This window comes from Turicibacter bilis (assembly GCF_024499055.1).
GTDB classification, from domain to species: Bacteria; Bacillota_I; Bacilli_A; order MOL361; family Turicibacteraceae; genus Turicibacter; species Turicibacter bilis.
On record NZ_CP071249.1, the window covers coordinates 39,916 to 61,437 of the forward strand.

The 21,522-nt window shown below is 34.9% G+C and carries 22 protein-coding genes; 17 read left to right on the plus strand and 5 right to left on the minus strand.

Annotated elements, in window-relative coordinates:
* Positions 1 to 18 precede the first annotated feature (18 nt).
* Complete coding sequence (locus J0J69_RS00200; protein WP_212726133.1) at positions 19 to 1,245, minus strand: hypothetical protein; 1,227 nt, start codon at positions 1,243 to 1,245, stop codon at positions 19 to 21.
* Positions 1,246 to 1,352: 107 nt separating this feature from the next.
* On the opposite strand from J0J69_RS00200, the gene J0J69_RS00205 reads away from it, so the two are divergent.
* From J0J69_RS00205 to J0J69_RS00250, 10 genes are all read left to right on the plus strand, one after another.
* Positions 1,353 to 2,087 (plus strand): pseudouridine synthase, encoded by a 735-nt coding sequence (locus J0J69_RS00205; RefSeq protein WP_055243583.1) that lies wholly within the window; start codon positions 1,353 to 1,355, stop codon positions 2,085 to 2,087.
* Between the two features lie 38 nt (positions 2,088 to 2,125).
* The gene (locus J0J69_RS00210; protein WP_212726132.1) at positions 2,126 to 2,917 is read left to right on the plus strand and encodes a PHP domain-containing protein; all 792 of its coding nucleotides are present in this window, start codon (positions 2,126 to 2,128) and stop codon (positions 2,915 to 2,917) included.
* A 178-nt stretch (positions 2,918 to 3,095) separates the two neighbouring features.
* Positions 3,096 to 3,749: a tRNA (guanosine(46)-N7)-methyltransferase TrmB gene (trmB, locus tag J0J69_RS00215; protein ID WP_055243581.1), complete on the plus strand. Its 654-nt coding sequence runs from the start codon at positions 3,096 to 3,098 to the stop codon at positions 3,747 to 3,749.
* 20 nt (positions 3,750 to 3,769) lie between these two features.
* A complete protein-coding gene (locus J0J69_RS00220) occupies positions 3,770 to 4,285 on the plus strand; it encodes a DUF84 family protein (protein WP_212726131.1) in 516 nt (171 codons plus the stop codon).
* A gap of 65 nt (positions 4,286 to 4,350) precedes the next feature.
* The gene (locus J0J69_RS00225; protein ID WP_212726130.1) at positions 4,351 to 5,403 is read left to right on the plus strand and encodes a hypothetical protein; all 1,053 of its coding nucleotides are present in this window, start codon (positions 4,351 to 4,353) and stop codon (positions 5,401 to 5,403) included.
* A gap of 20 nt (positions 5,404 to 5,423) precedes the next feature.
* Positions 5,424 to 5,738, plus strand: coding sequence for a thioredoxin family protein (locus J0J69_RS00230; protein WP_212726129.1), 315 nt, complete (start codon positions 5,424 to 5,426; stop codon positions 5,736 to 5,738).
* A 120-nt stretch (positions 5,739 to 5,858) separates the two neighbouring features.
* Positions 5,859 to 8,684 carry a DNA translocase FtsK gene (locus J0J69_RS00235; RefSeq protein WP_237252752.1) on the plus strand — a complete coding sequence of 942 codons (2,826 nt, stop codon included), beginning with the start codon at positions 5,859 to 5,861 and terminating at the stop codon, positions 8,682 to 8,684.
* Positions 8,685 to 8,812: 128 nt separating this feature from the next.
* The gene (gene murC / locus J0J69_RS00240; protein ID WP_055305343.1) at positions 8,813 to 10,126 is read left to right on the plus strand and encodes a UDP-N-acetylmuramate--L-alanine ligase; all 1,314 of its coding nucleotides are present in this window, start codon (positions 8,813 to 8,815) and stop codon (positions 10,124 to 10,126) included.
* 26 nt (positions 10,127 to 10,152) lie between these two features.
* Entirely contained in the window at positions 10,153 to 10,437 is a 285-nt protein-coding gene (locus tag J0J69_RS00245; protein ID WP_237252751.1) for a hypothetical protein, read from the plus strand.
* Between the two features lie 83 nt (positions 10,438 to 10,520).
* The gene (locus J0J69_RS00250) at positions 10,521 to 11,060 is read left to right on the plus strand and encodes a YtxH domain-containing protein (RefSeq protein ID WP_212726128.1); all 540 of its coding nucleotides are present in this window, start codon (positions 10,521 to 10,523) and stop codon (positions 11,058 to 11,060) included.
* 522 nt (positions 11,061 to 11,582) lie between these two features.
* Here J0J69_RS00250 and J0J69_RS00255 read toward each other — a convergent pair.
* The 4 genes from J0J69_RS00255 to J0J69_RS00270 form a co-directional block, all read right to left on the minus strand.
* The gene (locus J0J69_RS00255) at positions 11,583 to 11,789 is read right to left on the minus strand and encodes a hypothetical protein (RefSeq protein WP_055243574.1); all 207 of its coding nucleotides are present in this window, start codon (positions 11,787 to 11,789) and stop codon (positions 11,583 to 11,585) included.
* Positions 11,790 to 11,892: 103 nt separating this feature from the next.
* Positions 11,893 to 13,131, minus strand: coding sequence for a helix-turn-helix domain-containing protein (locus J0J69_RS00260; RefSeq protein ID WP_212726127.1), 1,239 nt, complete (start codon positions 13,129 to 13,131; stop codon positions 11,893 to 11,895).
* A gap of 275 nt (positions 13,132 to 13,406) precedes the next feature.
* Positions 13,407 to 14,423 carry an Mrp/NBP35 family ATP-binding protein gene (locus J0J69_RS00265; RefSeq protein WP_055276208.1) on the minus strand — a complete coding sequence of 339 codons (1,017 nt, stop codon included), beginning with the start codon at positions 14,421 to 14,423 and terminating at the stop codon, positions 13,407 to 13,409.
* A gap of 137 nt (positions 14,424 to 14,560) precedes the next feature.
* Complete coding sequence (locus tag J0J69_RS00270) at positions 14,561 to 15,760, minus strand: nucleotidyltransferase (protein ID WP_212726126.1); 1,200 nt, start codon at positions 15,758 to 15,760, stop codon at positions 14,561 to 14,563.
* Positions 15,761 to 15,965: 205 nt separating this feature from the next.
* Between J0J69_RS00270 and J0J69_RS00275 the strand changes: the two genes are divergently transcribed.
* The 7 genes from J0J69_RS00275 to J0J69_RS00305 all read left to right on the plus strand — a co-directional run bounded on the left by J0J69_RS00275 (position 15,966) and on the right by J0J69_RS00305 (position 21,522).
* Positions 15,966 to 16,487, plus strand: coding sequence for a YceD family protein (locus J0J69_RS00275; protein ID WP_055243570.1), 522 nt, complete (start codon positions 15,966 to 15,968; stop codon positions 16,485 to 16,487).
* Positions 16,488 to 16,498: 11 nt separating this feature from the next.
* Positions 16,499 to 16,678: a 50S ribosomal protein L32 gene (gene rpmF, locus J0J69_RS00280; RefSeq protein ID WP_006783624.1), complete on the plus strand. Its 180-nt coding sequence runs from the start codon at positions 16,499 to 16,501 to the stop codon at positions 16,676 to 16,678.
* Positions 16,679 to 17,251: 573 nt separating this feature from the next.
* Positions 17,252 to 18,046, plus strand: a complete 795-nt coding sequence (locus J0J69_RS00285) for a GNAT family N-acetyltransferase (protein WP_055276212.1) — start codon at positions 17,252 to 17,254, stop codon at positions 18,044 to 18,046.
* A gap of 192 nt (positions 18,047 to 18,238) precedes the next feature.
* Positions 18,239 to 18,574: a hypothetical protein gene (locus J0J69_RS00290; protein WP_055276214.1), complete on the plus strand. Its 336-nt coding sequence runs from the start codon at positions 18,239 to 18,241 to the stop codon at positions 18,572 to 18,574.
* 143 nt (positions 18,575 to 18,717) lie between these two features.
* The gene (locus J0J69_RS00295; RefSeq protein WP_256637892.1) at positions 18,718 to 18,840 is read left to right on the plus strand and encodes a hypothetical protein; all 123 of its coding nucleotides are present in this window, start codon (positions 18,718 to 18,720) and stop codon (positions 18,838 to 18,840) included.
* A 142-nt stretch (positions 18,841 to 18,982) separates the two neighbouring features.
* Positions 18,983 to 20,365, plus strand: a complete 1,383-nt coding sequence (locus tag J0J69_RS00300; RefSeq protein ID WP_370456870.1) for an IS4 family transposase — start codon at positions 18,983 to 18,985, stop codon at positions 20,363 to 20,365.
* Positions 20,366 to 20,643: 278 nt separating this feature from the next.
* Positions 20,644 to 21,522 carry a choline/ethanolamine kinase family protein gene (locus tag J0J69_RS00305; RefSeq protein ID WP_212725552.1) on the plus strand — a complete coding sequence of 293 codons (879 nt, stop codon included), beginning with the start codon at positions 20,644 to 20,646 and terminating at the stop codon, positions 21,520 to 21,522.

Here is a 21,522-nt window from a genome sequence, read left to right on the forward strand (position 1 = left end):
AATGATGGCGGTTTTTTATTATATCGTTGTTTCAGGGCGGAATCCGAGATAACTTTCAACTTTTCGAAGGCGAATATTAATGTTATCTACTTTGTTTTTAATATCATAAATATCGATGCTTTGATTACTAATTGCTGAATAATTTGGATATGGATTAACTGAAGTTGCTAGCTGATTGCTAGGATAAGATTGAGGGACTTGAAAAGGAGAAGTAGCTGTTGATTGCATGGTGTCACCGACTAATATTGGTGGTGGAGGTGATGGAACAGCTGGATCAACCTGTATTGTTGGAATATTTGGATTGGTTGAGCCTGCTGAATTTGTAGGTGTTAGTGTCGGATTATTTATCGGTGTCGATGATGTCATAGTTTGAATTTCTTTTTTAGTTTCTGCTCCAGTACCAGATTCACTAGTTAGAACACTATTAGGGCGGAAGTATTGATTTGATAAGATATTTGTACCTGTTAAGTCTTCAAGAGATGGTGTTAAATCGGGGAGAGTCTGTTGAACAGGCTGAGAAAATGAGAAGTCGTTGAATGAAAATTGCCCAGGAAATGAAGTGTTAGGAGATGGTTCAGCTCCGATATTAGAGGTGATGGTATCATTAATTAATGAAGGTATTTGAGGTTGATTGAAGTTGTTATTATTGTTTGGAAGTTGGTTCGTATTAAGATTATTCATCATCGGTAGTTGATTGGTATTAAAATTATTATAAGGATTAGTATTCATCGGATTAGTCATTTGAGGCGTTTGCTGGAAGTTATTATTCATCATCGTGTATGGGTTCTGATTGTAACTATTATTCATCATTGGAAGTGGATTAGAATTGACGTTGTTGTTCATCATAGGAGTTTGGTTGAAATTATTCTCCATCATTGGATAGGGGTTGGTGTTAAAACTGTTATTCATCATTGGCATTTGATTGGGATTAAGGTTATTATTCATCATGGGTAATTGATTAGGGGTAAAGTTGTTGGCTGCCATAGGAACTTGATTTTGATTGAAACTATTATTTATCATTGAATTAAATCCTCCTATTGGTGTGCCCATTCCATTTTGACCTTGAAATTGAGGGCCTGTACTATTATTAGGTCCCATCATTGGATTCAGGCCTGGTCCATTTTGAGGCATACCATTATATCCTTGCGGAGGGATTTTTGGATTATTTAAAAATTGATTTAAATAAAACTGCTCCATTTCCTCGACAGGCGATCTTGATTTTTGTTTTTTAAGTTTACCAAACATGGGCGAAGCCCTCCTTTCTATTGGTACTATATACTATGAAAGAATTGTCGATTGTGTTATGATATTTTTGTTTAAAAAAGTTTTAGATAAAATTGGAGGAACTAGCGTTGCGTTTAGATAAATTGTTAGCTCATACTGGATATGGGACACGTACGGAAGTTAAAAAATTATTAAAATCAAAAGTGGTAAAAGTAGATGGTGTGATTGCTAAAGATGCGAAGCAGAAAGTTGATTTAAGTAAACAAGTTGTTACTGTGTTTGATGAAGTGGTTGAATATCGTGAATTTGTTTATTTAATGATGAATAAACCACAAAATTGTTTAAGTGCGACACGTGATCGTGATTATCGTACAGTGATTGATTTATTAGATGATTATTATTTAATGTTTGATGTGGCACCTGCTGGTCGTTTAGATCGTGATACAGAAGGCTTAGTGTTATTAACGAATGATGGAAAGTTAGCTCATGAAATTATTTCACCGAAAAAAGACGTGTTTAAACGCTATGTTGCACATGTGACAGGTGAGTTAACAGAGACATCAATTAATCAGTTAGAAGCCGGTGTTGAAATTTTAGATGGAAACAATGATGCATTTATGACGAAGCCAGCGAAAGTCAAAGTTTTAGGACCAGTCGATGACCTAACAGCGGTAGAAATCTGTATTACAGAAGGGAAATTCCATCAAGTGAAGCGTATGTTTGCAAGCGTGGGATGTAAAGTCGTTTATTTAAAACGTCTAGCAATTGGAGCCTTAGAGTTAGATGAATCATTAGCGTTAGGCGAGTATCGTGAATTAACGGATAAAGAACTAGATTGTTTAAAAGCTGAGGCGACTCATTAAGAGAAGAAATCTAGCTAAGAGGATGAGGTGAGGTTAGAATGAGAATTGATTTGCATGTTCATACAACCATCTCAGATAGTTCATTAAGTACAAAAGAGATGTTATTACTGGCGAAAGAGCGTGGGTTAACACATGTGGCAATTACGAATCATGATACGGTTGTTGGATTAAAAGAAGCAATCGAGTTTGGGAAAGCGATTGGCGTTGAAGTGATTCCAGGAATTGAGATTAGTGCATATGATTTTAAACGTCAGAAAAAAACTCACATTTTAGGTTATCATTTTAATTTAGAAGCCCCACATATTAAAGCCTTAGTTGATCCTGTTAACGCTCGTCGAGATGCTAATACAAAGTGGCAAGTGGAACAATTAATTAAGGCTGGATATGACTTAACGATGGATGAGGTCGCTCAAAAAGCGAAAGATTCGACGGCGTGGTACAAGCAACATATTTTTGATGTCTTAACGAGTAAGGGATATCATCGCCAAGAGTTGAAACCACTCTTTCAAAAAGGTGGGATTTGTGATCGTGTGATTACATACGTTAATGCCGAAGAGGCGGTAAAAGCCATTAAAGCAGATGGTGGAGTGGCAGTTATGGCACATCCTGGACAATCCAAAACGTATGATTTAATTCCGGATTTAGTGGCTGTCGGATTGGATGGCATCGAAAAATATCACCCAGATCACGATGAGCATGATTATGAGATGATTGATCAATTAACGAAGGAGTATCAATTAATTCAGACAACGGGATCAGATTTTCATCATACGTATGGACCAAACCGTCCGTTTGGTCAGCTAGTGATGGAGACTTTACCGTTTAAATAAACCTAAAAGCCACCTTACCTAAGGTGGTCTTCTTTATGTTTAAAGGCTTGCTAGACCAAGGAACGTTCACAATTTGAAAAAGTTATGATACAATAACAGTCGTGTAAAAAATATCAAAATTCAGTAAAATCCGTCGATGATTTCGACTTAGACATATGAGAAAGGCAACGGTGATAGTATGCGTTTAAGAAAAGTAAAAGGTGCCGCTGAGACAATTGCAGCTCATCCAGAAATCGTTATTCCAAATGGAGAAGCCTTAAAAGGAAACTGGCAATCAGTCTTTGAAAAGGATCAACCTTTATATATTGAAGTTGGAATGGGAAAAGGGCAATTCGTTATTGGAATGGCACAAAAAAATCCACATTTAAACTTCATCGGGATTGAAAAATTTGACTCTGTTATGGTTCGTGCATTAGAAAAAGTACTTGAAGCAGGAGAACTTCCAAATTTAAAGTTATTAAAAATTGATGCAGAAGATTTAACTAATATTTTTGAAGAAAATGAAGTGGAAGGTGTTTACCTAAACTTCTCAGATCCATGGCCGAAACCACGTCATGCGAAACGTCGTTTAACACATGAAAACTTTTTAAAGTTATATGAACATATTACGATTCCAGAAGGATATCTTCGATTCAAAACAGATAATCGCTTATTATTTGAATATTCATTAGTCAGTGTAACAGAGTATGGAATGGGGTTAAGAGATGTAGCGTTAGATTTACATCAACGTGAAGATTTAGATTGGAATGTTATGACAGAGTATGAGCAAAAGTTCAGTGCTAAAGGGCAACCAATTTATCGTTTAGAAGCTCAATTCAAAGCAAAAGCGTAATAAAAAAAGGGGAATGATTCATGAAGATAATTGTTGGTTCAACCAATCAAGTAAAAGTGACTGCTGTTAAAGAAGTTTTAGAACCAATAGGACAAGAGGTGATGGGAACTAATGTTCCTAGCGGTGTCTCTAATCAACCCTTTAGTGATGCAGAAACGGTCGCTGGAGCGAGTAATCGAGCGCAAGCTTGTTTAAAGTTTGGTGAGATTGGTATCGGATTAGAAGCTGGTGTGGAGTATTTAAATGAACAGTTATATCTTGTTAATTGGGGTGTATTAAAAACTCAAGACGGTCAAACCTTTTATGCAGGTGGGACACGTCTGCCATTGCCTACTGAGTTAATTGCTCCTCTTGAAGCCGGAGCCGAACTTGGCGATGTTATCGATGGCTATTCAAAACGTCAAAATGTCCGTTCAAACGAAGGTGCAATTGGAATTTTGACAGCAGACTTCTTTAATCGCAAAGACAATTTCAGTCATATTGTTCGCTTATTATGGGGACAATACACATATGCTCAGCAGTGCTGTCGAAAATAAAAATTTGGTTAGAATCGTCTCCTATGATATAATATGATTGTATCATGCTATAAGGGGGCGATTTTTTGTCGAAACAGAAGAGAGATATGACAGTGAATACAACAGAAGAAACGAAAACGACATCAAACCAAATAAAGCAACAATTTATTAACTTAACGAAATCATCAAAACGTAAATTACAAGCATTAAATTTGAAAAATAAATTAAAAATTCATGCGATTAAACATAAATTGACTCAAACTAAAATGGAACCATCAACCTATGAAGCACCAATGATGATGGAAGCTAAACCTTCTCAATTACGATTCCTAAATCGTGCGACAACGATTTTTAGTGGAGTGGTCATCGTTGGATTAAGTGCTGGGTTACTTTATATGGCTAGACCAGTTGTGACAGCAGAGACGTTTCATGCTAAGATGGACGATAGCATCGAAGCAGCCTTTGCATATCAAGGAAGTGAAGTCAATATAAAAAATGGAACAGTTGCCTATCATATTCCACGACAATTCCAATATAAATGGTCCATTGGAGTAAATGATATTATCAAGTATAAAAATAATGAGGTTATTATGCATTATAATAATCAATATAATGTCATTGGACAAGATACCGATACCTATTATTTACTTCGTGATGAAAATAAAGCAGCAGGTGAAGAAGTTTTTTATAAGAACTTTAATATTGATGGACAAAATGGCTTTGTTCAGTTAGTGCAAATGCCTGAGAAATATTTATTAACCGTCTTTGTTGATGGAGCAAAGCTATCAGCCATCATAGACTATGAAGAAGCACCGTATTTAGCTTATAATATGTTAGTTGTTGGACGTACGGTTGAGTCATATGAACCATTAACAACAGAAACGCAAGTGGCTGCAAAAGGAGCTTTACGCTCTACTGACGAGTCTTCAAATTCAGAAGCGGCTGAAGCTGCCGTGACAAGTGTAAAAGATACATCAGCTGGTGTAGCAGCACAATCAGATGAAGAAACGACTGAGTCCACAGATTCAGATGGGGTTGTTGATGGAGAATTGTCAACGATGGAAAATGAACAAGTGATTCAATTTGATTTCAGTAGTGATAAGCGTAGTGAAGTTTCACAAGCTGAAAGTGAAGAATAAATCAAGGGAGGTTTTTTAACGTGAACGAAATTACAAGTGTTGAACAATATCATGAAGTGATTATGAATGAAAATGCGATTATTTTATTTACAGCTAATTGGTGTCCAGATTGTATGGTCATTAAACCATTCATGCCAAGTATCGTAGAAAAGTATAATGAGTATAATTTTTATACGATTAACCGTGATCAGTTGATGGATTTATGTGTTGAGTTAGAGATTTTTGGAATTCCAAGTTTTGTTGCTTTTAAAGGTGGACAAGAAGTTGGGCGCTTCGTTAATAAAGAACGTAAAACACGTCAACAAATTGAAGAATTCATTGAATCATTAGCGTAATGAGAGATAAGGAAAAATCGCCATGAAAATCGTGGCGATTTTTTTTAACCTTCTTGTGAAAGAAGAACCTTTTCATGTATAATTAAGAGTAAACATTTGGGTAATTTAGGGTGTGACAGTATGAAAAAACGTAAAATTTTTGATATTGAGAAAGTGGGCTTTGGGGATGAAGTGACAGTTTCACCAGCACCAAAGCCAATCTCAAAAAATGAATCAAAGGTAATGACTCAACCTACCGTAAAACCTATTGTAAAATCGGTAGTCGATCGTCCTCAGGCTATTTTAAGTCCAGAGGTGAACGTGAAAAAAGAAAGACATATTTCAACTAGTACTCAACCTAATTCGTCTCGAATGAATACTTCTTCAACATCAAAAGCTTCAGGTTATAAACCTGTTGAATTCGTGTCACCGATTAGTGGACGTCGTATTCATCAACCAAAGACGGTACACTTAGCACACGGTCAATATCAACTTTCAACAGCATCTATGGTTGAAGAAAATAAAGATAAGCCTTTGGTTGAAGAGGTACAAATTGAGACTCATCTAAGGGATGAGGGAAGTGAAGTTGTCTCAGTTCTCAATGATGAATTACATGAGCTTTTCGAATCTGAAGACGAAGCTCAAGTTTGTCCCAGTTTTACAACTGCGAACGATGCTATTGAACTGGAAAAAGACGAAACAACAATTGATCGACCATTATCAGATGAAACAGAAGATGTCATCGTTGTAAATAATGAGAAAGAGATTGTTGAAGAAGTGCCAATGGAAGATGTGGATGCATCAGTCACTTATGAAATAAAAGATGGTTTATTGAGTGATATCGCTAGTGAAGTTAAAGAGTTAGCTGAAACCATCGTCGAAACAATTAATAAAGCACAAGGTGTGTTAGACGTTTCAGAACGAGACGAAGTAGATGAGGTGACTCCACTAAGTGAAGAATCTATCGATGAGATGAAAGAAGAAATCACAGAAGAAGTTATCATTGAATCTGAGGAGGGAACTATCGCCTCAGAAGTGAATGACGATGAAGCATTAGAAAAAGTAGCAGAAGTAGTTGCTGTTGAATCTGACGACGAAATTATAGGTTCAGAAGCGAAGGAAGATGAAGCGTTAGTCGAAGAGAGAGACGGCGAGATTGCTAAATCTGTGGCATCCATAGTTCAATCTTCTCAAGAGTTAGAGTTAGATGATGTTTTATCTTTATTAAATGAGGAAGAAAAAGCACCTTCGATTTTTGAGGCGTTGTTATCTGAAGATGAAGCTCATCAGGAACAAGTAAGTGATTTAGGAATTGATGATGTCTTAACTCTTCTACAAGAAGAGGAAAAACAAACCTCACTGCTTGATCAAATTTTGAATCATTCTCAAGAGCAAGCCTCTCTTGAAGAGACATTAAGTGATGAAATAGAAGATGAGATGTTCACGGAACAGGATGAATCCGAATTCTTCGATGATGAAAACTTCTGTGATGAAGTGTTAGAACAAGTTCGAATCGAAGAAGAGGAAGTTGAAGCGATTTATTATGAAACGCCACCTTTATCATTATTAAAAGAGCCAACTCATTCAGAAACAATGGATGAAGAGTGGATTGTTAATAAAATGGAAATTTTAGAACAGACATTCCTTGATTTTGGAGTGAAAGTTCGATTAACAGGAGAGTATACCCAAGGTCCAACGGTTACTCAAATTGAAATTCAGCCTGAATCTGGAACGAAGCTAAATAAAATAACAGGCCTTTCAGATGATTTAAAATTAAGTCTATCAGTTGAGGAATTACGTATTGAACCTATTCCAGGAAAAAATACCATTGGTGTAGAAATACCGAATCCTAAACGTAAGATGGTCTTTCTAAAGGAAATCTTATCAAAACCTGAGTTTATCTTACATGAAAGTCCGCTTTGTATCGGTCTGGGTCAAGATGTATCTGGACAACCTGTTTATGCAGATATCTCAACGATGCCTCATGGACTCATCGCAGGGCAAACCGGATCAGGGAAAAGTGTCTGCATCAATACACTATTAGTCAGTATGCTATATAAAGCAAGTCCAGAAGATGTTCGTGTGATGCTAGTTGATCCAAAACGTGTCGAATTAGCACCGTATAACGCTATTCCTCATTTAATTACGCCTGTGATTTGTGATGAACGCAAAGCAGCTCAAGGTTTAAAGTGGGCCGTTGATGAGATGGAGCGTCGTTATGAACTATTTGCCACAAATGGAGTACGAGACATTAAATCATTTAATGAAAGACGACACGAATTTGAAATGAGTTATGCGAAGCTTCCATATATTTTAATTGTTATTGATGAGTTGGCAGACCTGATGATGGTATCAGCACAAGAAGTCGAAGACTGTATTATGCGAATTACGCAAAAGGCACGTGCGGCGGGAATTCATTTAATTGTTGCGACGCAACGTCCAACGGTAGATGTGATTACCGGAACGATTAAATCCAATATTCCAAGCCGAATTGCTTTTGCAGTTGCTCAAGCAAATGATTCACGTGTCATTTTAGATGAAACTGGGGCACAAAATCTTCTTGGTCAAGGTGACATGCTTTGGTCTTCAAGTGGCTCAAAAGTGAAACGTGTTCAAGGTGCTTATATTTCAAGTGATGAAATTGATGCGATCGTTGCTTGTGTGAAACAACAAGGGAAACCAAAGTATTTAATTTCAGATGAAGTGTTCCAAAAGGGAAGCTCAAGTATTCAATCGGATACGGATCCTTTATTGTATGATGCCATGAATTTTATTTTTGATCGTGGTCATGCAACAGTATCTTCCCTTCAAACACGATTACGCATTGGTTTCAATCGTGCAGCTCGTATTATTGATACATTAGAAATGAACGGCTGGATTGGTGAACCACAAGGTGCACAAAAACAACGCGAAATTAAGATTTCTCGTGAAGAATTTGAAGCCATGAAAGATCAAACACGATTTTAATAGTTAAATGCCTTTAAAAGAAACCGCCTTTTGTGTCTGATAATGACTCAAAGGCGGTTTCCAAATAGGCGATAAATGATATAATAGTAAAGAAATAATCTTTAGTACGAGATAGGAGACGGTTTAGAATGAGTGAAAAATATCATCTCATTGGAATAAAAGGTTCAGGAATGAGTGCATTGGCACATATTTTATATGATATGGGGCATGAAGTTCAAGGTTCAGATATTGAGGAAACTTTATTTACCCAAATCGGATTAGAAGCTAAAGGAATGACTTTATATCCATTTGGAAAATCTAATATTGAACCTGATATGACAGTAATTATTGGAAATGCCTTTAAAGATGATCACGTTGAGGTGATTCAGGCAAAACAAACAGGTGCAAAATGTGTTCGCTATCATGAATTTTTAGGAAGTTTAGCAGGTGGATTTACTTCAATCGCTATCTCAGGAACACATGGAAAAACAACAACAACAGGATTATTATCTCATGTTTTACGTTTAAATCATCCGACGTCATATTTAATCGGTGATGGAACAGGTAAAGGTGTCGAAAATAGTGAATATTTCGTATTCGAAGCCTGTGAATATCAACGTCATTTCTTAGCGTATCATCCTGATTATGCGATTATCACAAATATTGAACATGATCATCCAGATTACTTCAAAGATATTGATGATGTCTTAGATGCTTTCAATACGTTTGTGAGTCAGTGTAAAAAAATGGTGATTGCTTGTGGAGATGATCCAGAAGTTAAAAAGTTAAAAGCTTCAACTAAAATCATGACCTATGGTTTTGAGACTTCAAATCAAGTGATTGCTACAAATGTGTTAAAAAATTCAGAAGGAACAACGTTTGACGTTTTAATTAATGGAGAGTTCTATCATACATTTGTAACACCATTCTTTGGAGATCATATGATTTTAAATAGCTTAGCTGTTATTACTGTTTGCTATCTAGAAGGATTAAATCCATCAATCGTTGAAAAAGATTTACGATTATTTGAAGGGGTAAAACGACGTTTTGCTCAAAAAGCTCATCACGACCAAGTCATCATTGATGATTATGCGCACCATCCAACTGAGATTTCGGTGACATTAAAAGCGGTTCGTCAAAAATACCCAGATCGTGAATTAGTAGCCGTTTTCCAACCGCATACGTTCACTCGTACAGCAGCTTTTATCAATGAGTTTGCTGAAAGTTTAAACTTAGCAGATCATATTTATTTAACAGAAATTTTTGGTTCAGCTCGTGAATCAAATGGAACCGTTGATATTCAAACGTTAATTGATAAATGTCATAGTGGACATTTAATTACGAAGGAAACGGTGAATCAGTTACATCAATATCCAACAGCTGTCGTTGTTTTTATGGGAGCTGGGGATATTAAAAAATATGAAGATGCTTATACACGCTTACCTTGGAACACAGAAGCTTAGGATGAAGGTTGAAAGGATAGGGAAAGATGCTTATATTAACAAATGGTATAACATTAACATTTACATTATCGGATTTATTAATTCTAACAGCAATTGCATGTTTAATCGTTTTAACGATTTATTTAGTCTTCACCTTAAAATCATTGATTCGTTTATTAAATGAGTCAGCGACATTAGTGAATGAGAGTTCAAAAATTGTTGAAGATGTTCAAGAAAAAACAAAAGCAGTAGAAGACTATGTCACACAAGCCGTATCAAATGGTCAAGGGATTTTTAAAGCCATTTCTTTAGTCAATCGTGTACGACAATAAATGAGGTATAATTTATTTTGACGTCTCATAGAATACGTTGAAATGGGTAACATATATTTTGTAGGAAGAAAGGTGGTTTTTTTATGAAAAAAAGAAATGTATTTGTTTTAGGTGCTCTTCTTGGAGCTGCAGCAGTTGCATTATTAACACCAAAATCAGGTAAAGAAATGCAAAAAGAATTATTGCAAAAAGTAGATGACGTTCAAACAAAAATTAAAGATTTAGAAGTTGAAGATGTAAAAGAGGCCTTTGTTGCTAAATTAGATGAAATCAAAGAGGTAGTTAATAACTTCGACTGGGAATCATCTAAAGCTGATCTTGAAGTAAAGGTCAACGATGTGAAAGCAAAATTAAATGAGATGGTTCAACGTTTAGATGAAGCGAAAGAAACATTAAAAGATCAAGCAGAATTAGTTCAAGATGATTTAGAGGAAAACTTTACAATTGTTATTGATGCCGTAAAAGATAATGCAAAAGATCTTGTAGATGGTGTCAAAACCGTTGTTTCAAGCGTTTCTGATGATGCTAAAGTTGTTGCGTCAAGTGTAGCAGAAGAAGTTAAAAATGTAGCAACTGATGTTGTTGATATTGCAACAAAAACAGAAGAAAATCAAGGTGAATAATTAAAAAAGGTTGTATTCTAAATGACAAGAGGTCATGAAGATACAACCTTTTTATATAATTAATTGTTATTTGGATATTTTCTAGTCGCAGAGCATTTGGGGTTATAGAACGATTTTTTAGAATTTCTCTAGAATTGTAGGTTTTAGAACAATAGTTAGCGGAATAGTGTGTATTTAAAGCCTCAAAACAATTAAATAATCCTAAAATTCGAGCTGGCTTAATGAAGATTTCACTATTGCATGATTAACGATAGGACTACAGTTTATCTTTCATCTTATCGGTTGGGTATTAAGTTTTTGTATGATGGTACGTATTATATTATAGTAGGTCTACGACTGATAATAGGTATACTCATCTTAGGGATTGTTGCTAAGGTTTTCTCGATAGCAGCGGGAGTTTTATTTTTACATTGATCGCTAGGTTATATTGCGCTAATTAAAAAGGATTATTTCGTCAGTTTAATAAAAAAAGAGCTGTATCTTTTTAGATACAACTCTTTTTTCGAAGTCCAAACGATTGAGTTAGTAACAATAACAAATCGTGTAAGTGGTTAATAGATATTGAGGGATCAGACTAACTTTACACGGCTTAATAAGTGGCGCTAATTCATACGCGAATGTTACCACTTCTTTCATTGATGGATGATAATGAATGAAGTCCTCAATGTCTGGATCATAGATTCCCCACGCTTCATGGGAATAGCTATACTGAATGTATAATTCTTTCATTATATCCCTCACTTTCAAGGAGAACATTTCTTGTAAGAGGTAGATTAATTATATAACAGGCAGAAAGTTTATTTTGTCGTTTTTACCAAAAGTTTTTAAAAGTTTATGAAGTCTCATAGAGCTCTGATAAGATATGAATTGCTTCCTTATATTTGTGCCGCGCTTGGCAAATCTGAAATAAACTTTTTGAAAAAAGTTCTAATCCTAGACGGTCGTGTTGTTTTTTTGCAAAAGGAATTGCTTCTTTAATTAGAAAAATTCGTAATACATCAGAATTAGGATGATGGACTAAGTAGTAATAAAATTGACACTTTAGATAATTTTGACGATTAAAATCCACTTCTTTTTGCTGAAGTTGAGTTAAGAATCGCTTTAATTTAGGTGTCTGTGAAGAATGATAATAAAGTTTGATGAGTGATAAAATCGTTTCAGATGGGACATGATGCTCAAGTAGGGCTTGCAAGTACATTTTTTCAGCTGAAATATAGTCCTCGATAGCAACATAATAATCTCCATAGCGGTTAAATAAAGTCGCACGCTGATGATAGGGGTCTGAGTGATTAAGTTTAGTACATAAACGTTCAAGAAGAGCATTAGCTTTTGGTAAAAGTCCTGTTTTGGTGTACTCATAGCAGAGTAATAGCTCGCAGTCGATTGTATATTTTAGCGAGTAATATTTATTAAATTTAGATAATGCTTCAACGGCAAGATGACCTGCTTTAAAAGAGTCGTTAGATAAAGAATAATACTCAGCTAATGATAGAAGTAATAGTGGATCTGAGAGAGTGATTGTATTAGCTATTTCGTAAGAGAGATGATAGTAATTTTTAGCTAAGAGGCCTTCAGTGAATGCCATATAGTAACGGCCTAAAAAAAGATAATAAAATTGAAGCTCTTCGAGTGACATATATCTCATCATTTTCTGTAATATTAATATTTGCTTTTGGGCTTGTACATAGTCTTTATTTAGTACTGAAGATGCAAACTTAATTAAGCGTGCTTGATAATGAAAGGAAGTGTTTAAATTCTGCTGGTGTAGTGCTATCAAATCATGTTGATAAACCTTAATTCGAATGGGGTCTAACCAATTAGTTAGCTGTAAACTAGGAACCTCAATGATGTTTAGTTTTTCATAAAGTTTAGATAGAAGTAAGGGTGTCGCTTTATGATTACCAGTTTCAATTTTTGAAAGGGTAGACGTATTACAAATATGTTCAGCGAGTTCACTTAAGGTTAAGTTAAGGTGAAGTCGTTTATCCCTAATAATGGCCCCGGGATGAAGCGGGGGAGAAAAAGAGAGTCGTGAATAGGTCAGGTTTTTCGCATACTCGTATTGTTTCATAGTCCACCTCTTTAACTTTTCGCTCTGTTAGACCATTTTATTGACGCTCGAAAACGTTAATAATATTAGTTTTAAAATTCTATTGAGTTAGACAAAGATAAAAATGTATGATCAGTAATCTTTTATGTCAATATTTTCTTTTAACAGAGCTTAACTTTTTAGGTTACGTCACCATGTTATCAAAAGAATTATTATTGTTATATGGATAATGATGATATTCATATGGACAAAAAATAGAAAAGGAGCATCATCCGTAGATTGTGCTCCTTTTTAAATTATTTTAATGCTTTTAATACTTTATTAGCAAGTCCTAAATAAGCAATTCCAATTTCCTCTTCTGGTGAGAAGATTGAATGCGATAATTCATTTTGTGGTTGTCCGATTGGTAAAGAGGCTAATAAGTCAACTTCTAATTGAGAAGCAACTAAATCTCCACCCCCTGAACCAAAGATAGCATCATGAGCTCCGCTCACTGGATTGATGTAGTAAGACATGTTTTCAACAACTCCTAAGATATTATGTTTTAATGTCTTAGCCATGTATCCTGATTTAACAGCGATGTGTGAAGCTGTTGGATGAGGTGTTGTAACGACGATGACATGAGCTTCAGGAATTAATTTTTGAATATCGATGGCAACATCTCCTGTTCCCGGAGGTAAGTCGATTAACATAAAGTCTAAGTTTTCATCCCATGCCACATCGTTGAAGAAATGATTTAACATACGGTTAAGCATCGGTCCACGCCACATTAAAGGTTGATCATCTTCTAAGAAGAATTCTGTTGAGATAACTGGAATATTGAAGGCTACTGGTGGATAAATTTTATTATTTTCTGCCATTTGGAATCCTTCTTTTTTCATTTCAAAGATGTGTGGAATACTTGGTCCATAAATATCCGCATCAATAATTCCGACTTTCTTTCCTAAGCGGGCTAAGGCAACCGCTAAGTTAGCTGTAACCGTTGATTTTCCAACGCCACCTTTACCAGACGTCACGGCAATATAAACAGTTTTCTTTTGGTTATCTGATTCCTCTTTTTCATGAGGAAGCTCTTCAAATTGAACTTTGATCCCACGGAACTTATGGTCGATTTTAATTAACTTCGCTAATTGACGAGATAATGTTTTTTCTTCTGGTCCTTTTGTTAATCCAATCGCAATAATCGCTGTCACAATTGAATCTTCTTCGTCAACAACTAAGTGGCGAAGGCTATTTTGTTCACCTAATGTTTTATTTGTGCTAGGATCAACTAACTGTTCGATCTCATGTTTAATTTGCTCTTTTAAACTCATAGATTAAATCTCCTTTACTATATAGAAATAGATGAATGGCATCTATTTATTGTATCAAACTTAAACTTATCAAACGTCTTATATAAGAACGAATGATTATGTGCTCATTATACACCAAAAATGAAGGAATGCGGTAATTAACGCTCAAAATGTAGTGGGAAATTTGAAAATTCCGCGATATTTAAATTTGTACAATGAGGTTCGGGTAAAATAGAGCTATAAGCGGCTGTGACACTTTGTTCATGTTTTAGCATTGGATGTCCTTTTGAATCGAATTTACTATAAATAGGAACATTGACGTCTTTTTTAATGGACTTTAAATATTGCTTTCCAGTTGGGGTCGCCCCTAGTAATCGAACGTAAGGTGCTCCGGTTGCTAGTTGTAAATCATGAATCCATTCTTTTGTAGTGTGCGTCAAAATGTTGGCGCAAATGCGCTGAATACGCGTACGCGTGTAGCGTTTTGTCTTCACTGCATCCATAAATTCCTCGAATGACGAACTCTTCATCATCGCCGAATACAAACGATTTTCAATTCCTTCTTCGACATCGTGAATCTCAACTAGATGTTTTGGTGTTAACGTCAATATTTTTTGTTTGAGAAAAGGGAAGTAGGTTTCCCACGTATGATAGGTGTTTGTTTGACGATAATGTTCATCTAAAATATCTTGCACGTTTTTTGGTACAAAGGTACTAAAATCGGCACGTTGTTCACGCAGATTTCGGATTGAGGTCGCACTTGAAATTTTATCATGGGTTGGGGCTTGATCACGATAGTCACTATGAATGCGTGTTAAGGTTCCAACTTTGATTGGACTTTGTAATTCATTCACCGCACGAATATAATAAAGTCCTAATGTATTATTAGGCGAAGTTCCAAGTTCTTTCGTAAAATTGAATTCTTCTAATGCTTTAGCATTCGCTTTTGGTAAACTTAGACCGGTTTGTACCCATTTACGAACAGCCTTTTGGAAATCAATTCCACTAGTGATCGACTCTAATTGGATTAATTCGTCAATATTTCCACTTTCGCTACCAAAAATTAATTCATTTACGTGTAAATGTGTTAAAATAGAAACGGCTCCTTTAGCAAATAAGTCGGCATGTTGGCAACTATAGGCATAAGGTAGTTCGATTACTAAATCGGCTCCATTTGCAAGTGCCATTTTTGTACGTTCCCATTTGTTAAGGATCGTTGGTTCTCCACGTTGAGTAAAATGTCCACTCATAACGACAATTAAGACATCAGCATTTGATTGCTCAATGCTTTTTGTGAGATGATATAAATGGCCATTATGAAATGGATTATACTCAACTATTAAACCTGTTGCTTTCATCGTATCACCTTCCTAAATTCTATTATATCAAAGATGCATTGATATTAATATGAAGGTTGGTTATATTAAAGAAAGAGTCAGTTGTGAACCAAAAGATAAAATTAAAAAGATTACACATCTTTTTGTTGAATATTATCAACTGACTTGTTGACAATGAAATAAAAAGTATGTATAATGTAGTCTGTTGCAATTAGAGGTGATTGTGATGAAATGGGCTATTGCTCAACTTATAAAACAAGGTTCCAAAGTTTTTGAAATTGACGAATTAGTTGATTTCTCAGACATTGTGAACGCACATGATGAAATTCGTAAATTGTCAAAAGTTAAAGTGACAGGAACAGGACAACTTCAAGGCAAAAAGGTAGTGTTTAATCTTCATATCGAAGGAACAATGACATTAGCTTGTGCCTTAACACTTGATGATGTAGAATACCCATTTGATTACGATTCCGTTGAAGTCTTCGTATTAGATGCGGATCTATATGAAGAAGGTGAAGATGAGTATCTTGTAACTGGAACAACGATTGAACTTGCACCGGTTATTTGGCAAAATATTTTGCTTCAAAAACCTTTACGTGTCGTAAAAGAAGGTGCTTACGAAGAAATGAAGAAAAAAGGAATCGAATTTGAAACAGAAGAAGATTTGCACGAATCAGAAGCTGAACCAAAAGTCGATCCACGATTAGCGGTTTTATCAAAATTGCTAAATGATACTCAAGATAACTAGGAGGTGTCAAAATGGCTGTACCACAAAGAAGAACATCTAAAACTGCAAAGCGTAAACGTCGTACTCACTTCAAATTAGAAGTACCAGGTATGGTAGCTTGCCCACAATGTGGAGAAATGAAATTATCTCACCGTGTATGCGGAACTTGCGGAACTTACAAAGGACGCGAAGTAGTTAAAACTGAAGAATAATACTTTGTTAATGGGCCCATTAATAAAGGTTAGCTAGCCAGAGCAGAAATGCTCTGGCTTTTGTTAGATTTACTAGCAATCTTAGATTGCTTAGTAAATCTATACATCGGTAGAGATGCGTTCTACCGATGTTATCAACTAGCGAAAGGTGAGGTATAAACCGAACCAATATTTGAATAATCAATCACGATTAAATGGACGACGATAGTCGTTCTTTTTTTATGCCCAATTTTATTTAGAAATTTTTGAGTGAATTATACAGTCCTTATCCTACAAAGTAGGTATCCTTCGCTAATAAGGAAAACTCCACTACTAGGGTAAACTCTATGTTCAAGAAGTATGTGATTTAATTAGATATGTATGCTAAAACATTACTTTAAGACATTGATTATATATTTAAGAGAGTGGGATAGTTGTTCTCCTTTTAATTTTTAGGAAAAGAATTTTCATACCATATTATAGAAATTTTCACTTTACATGTTTGAGGTTTAATGTTAGAATTCACATCATCATTAGACAGAAAGTGTAGTGACTTATAGACGAGTAGTTACTGCAATTTAAGGGGAGATTATGATGTTTAGGAAATTGAATGAAAATGATTACACAAAGACGATGGATTTTTTAGGTAAAGATCCTGGGCTTAATTTATTTCAGATTGGTGATATTGAAAACTATGGATTTGATTCGGAGATTCAAACCGTTTGGGGAAGTTTTAATGAAAATGAGGAATTAACGGGAGTCTTATTACGTTATCGAGACAATTATATTCCTTATTTTAAAGATGAAGAGCTATTTGTTTCAAAGTTTAGAGAAGTTATTCAAAACGATGAGCGAGCTAACATTATATCTGGTGAAGCACAGATGGTAAGTCCGTTTAAATCTTGCTTTGAACGATATCATGAGAGAGAGATGTATTTTTGTGAATTAAAGGATAATCTATCCTTAAAAACAGGGCAAGTAACTATTAAATTGGCAACACCTGATGATGCCGAGCGTATCTTTGATTTATTATTGATGATTGAGGAGTTTGATACTTTAAATCGAAATTCTGCTGATCATGTGCGTCAAAAGCTTGAAGATCAATCAGGACGCATTTATTTTATTGAGAATGAGAAAAAAGAAGTGATTTGTACTGCTCAAACAGCAGCTGAAAACTCTAAATCTGCGATGGTAGTTAGTGTTGCGACACGTAAAGATTATCGACGTCAAGGATTAATGACGCAAGTGTTATCTAAATTATGTCAAGATTTATTAAATGAACAGAAGACACTTTGTTTGTTTTATGATAACCCTGAAGCCGGAGCCGTTTATCATAAATTAGGGTTTAAAACGATAGGAAAGTGGAAGATGATTGTTCGCCAGCCATAAGATGATTTCGTAAATTTTAACAGTTGTCTATGTTTTAGGTGGCTATTTGCTCACCTGAGTCCGATGTATTTATTTTTAGTCTTTTAGAGGAAAAGGTTGTTATGAGTTATTCGTCTATTTGGAGAGAACAAGTTGTTTAAAAATGAGTTTCAATTATTTTGACTATTGCTAGGTGTTTAAAGAGGTGATAAGGTGGCCACACATAAATTTGGAATAATGCAAAATGAGCCTATAAATAACGAACGATTTGATGAATATGAACCAAATAAATATCATTGTATTGCAATTGATGATAATTTTATTGAGCCTATTTTAATCGATTTACAAAATGTCTGCTGTTATTGGCATACTCGTCAAGTTCCAGGTAGAGGGATTGCATACCACGGGATTACACTTATACCTCCTCAGTCCATCGATCGGTTAATACAGATTTTATCGTTACAAGATAAATTAGAATATACTCATTTGATTTCTTTAGCTAACCAAGCAAAACAAGAAAATAAATATCTGATTCATTTTGGAATCTAAAATTTGATTTATAGAGAACAAGAGGGAATAAAGGTTCTATAATAGTTGGTGTTGCTGTATAAGCAATGCCTAAGCAAGCGTGTATCGCTCATAATAAAAATTTTTCTTTATCTGTAAGAAAAAGGTATTAGAATTCAGTGATGATGAAGGCATTAGTCACGTTTGTAATTAATGATCTTGTGATTAAAGTGGTCTCTTTAATTATAAAAGTTGGAAAGGAACGTGCCGTTTATTTATCTAACTCAACTTTCTCAGTTGAAAAATAATCATACCTCCTTAATCTTCTAAGGGAGGGCATCTATCGAGTATCGCTCTTGACAATTTATTCTTTTTACTGGATGACATAAAAAAAGACATCCTTTCTGGAAATACTAATGGTAACCAGCCAATAGAAAGGATGTCATCATTATGTTACCACCATTTAAAAAATTTATGCTTTTACCCAAAGAAATGCAAGCAACTTTTTCTGAACTAAAAATCAGTTCCCATTTACGCCAAGCTAACATTAAAAAATCTAAGGGGTTCTCTTGTCTTTACCTCTTTACGTTGATTTTTCTATTAACTTTTCATCATAGAACGTGGTTTCAATCTAAATTCTGTGATCGTAAAGCTTCTGATTTACCAGGAAAAGATGTGGTCTACCGCTTTTTAAGTACCTCTACTTACAATTGGCGTCGCTTCTTGCTTTCTTTAAGCTCTTACGTGATTTCACTTTGTACGAAACTCACAACGGATGATCGTGTTAATGTTTTAATTGTAGATGACTCTTTATTTGAACGTCATCGTAGTAAAAAAGTAGAGCTACTTTCAACGGTTTATGATCATGTCAGTCATAAGTATCTCAAAGGATTTCAACTGTTAACGCTTGGATGGTCGGATGGATATTCATTTATCCCTTGTAATTTTTCATTAATGGTAAGTGCCAAGAAGTTACTAGTCAATCTTTCATCAGAGATCGATAAACGCAGTAGTGGGTATAAGCGTCGTATAGAAGCACTGATCGATAAACCCACTGCCACTCTAAACTTGGTGAAACAAACTTTATCTCAAGGCATAGCAGCTGATTACCTCTTAATGGATTCGTGGTTCACAGAAGCTCCCTTAATTAAAGAAGTGATGAATGAGGGGCTTGATGTCATTGGGATGGTTAAAAAGACTTCTAAACGATTTTATCAGTATAAAGGAAAGAAATTCCCACTTCAAACATTGATAACACACTGTAACGTCAATCAAAAGATATTTTCTCATCAAGAGGGAAGTCTAGGATCCATTCAAGTTAAATTAAATAACGGCATTCCAGTTAAGATCGTCTTCATTCGTCATCGAAAATATAAAACAGAGTGGTTAGCGATTTTAAGTACAAACACAAGTTTAAGTGATGAAGAAATCATTAGGATCTATGGTTACCGTTGGGACATTGAAGTGTTTTTTAAGTGCAATAAATCTCACTTAAAATTGAATAAAGAATTTCAATGTCGTTCATATGACTCAATGATTGGACATACAACGATTGTTTTTACACGTTATATCTTTTTAGCGTGGGAGAATCGTAAAACGAATGACCCTAAAACATTAGGAATGATTTTTTATGACTACTGTTCAGAAGTCAAAGATGTGGATTTAGAAACAGCATTAAAAGGACTTTTAACGATGGTTCAAGAAATCATCGACCTAGGAGAAAGAGAAATTACAATTAACACAGAAGTAGTGAAAAAACAACTAGACAATTGGATGATGACTTTACCTAATTACATCAAGGGGTTATTAGGCTTTTCGTTGTGCGAAAGTTGAGATCTAAGAAATATGGTTTTGAAGTAGTAGGTGCCTATCAAAATAATATTTATGTTAATAATCAGTATCGTGATGGATTGATGAATCTTTATTAAAAAAATCAGTGCTTTCTGTTTTAGAGGTTTCATTTACTAACTATGTTGACTTCAATTAATAAAATTGTACCGATACACTTCGATAAGTGGGATACAATTTTATAAACTGTTTTGGTAAAATAATTTATTTTGATGGAATTTATGGTACAATAATAACAAAATCATAGATGTAGGAGTGAGATTATGGAAAACATCATTAAATCGGTTACTGCTAAAGCATTAGGTGTAAACGAGGCAGATGTTGTTATTGATTACCGTTTAATGGGTGGGATGTCAAACTTAATGTACGTGATTGTTGTAAATGGAGAAAGATATACATTCCGTATTCCTGGAAAGAATGCCGAAGTATTTGTGAATCGTGAAGAAGAGTTAGCCAATATTCATATTGTTGATGAGTTAGGAATCAATAATGAAATGGTTTATTTCGAGACAGAAACAGGATACAAACTTTCTAAATTCGTTGATGGGACACCTTTAAGTGAGGTTGAAAATCCCGAAGCCTACTTAGAAGAGGTATCGAAAGTTTTACATGTGTTACATGAATCAGGATTAAAAGCACATGATGATTATCGTCCGTATGAACGTTTAAATGCTTATGAAAAATTAGTGACTGATTTTGGTTATAAACATGCGGATAAATATTTTGAATTAAAAGAAGAATTCTTAAGTAATCGTGAATTCTTAGATCAATTCCCAAAAGTCATCTGTCATAATGATAGCCAAATTTCAAACATGGTCGTTGAAGCGGATCAAACATATTTATTAGACTGGGAATTTACAGGAAATAACGATCCAATGTATGATGTGGCTTGTGTTGGAAATAAAGAGTTTGAATTGGCGTTAAAATTCTTACCCGTTTATTTAGGACGTGAACCGCAGGTAGAAGAATCTCGTCGTTTATATTTATGGCGTGCTTTCCAGTGCTTACAATGGCATAACGTGGCATTATACAAAGACTTAATTGGGTTAAGTAAAGATTTAGGCTTAGACTTTAATATGATTGCAGCTGCTTATTTAACAAAAGCAGAGCAATTTTTAAGTGGAGCTAACCAATATAAATAA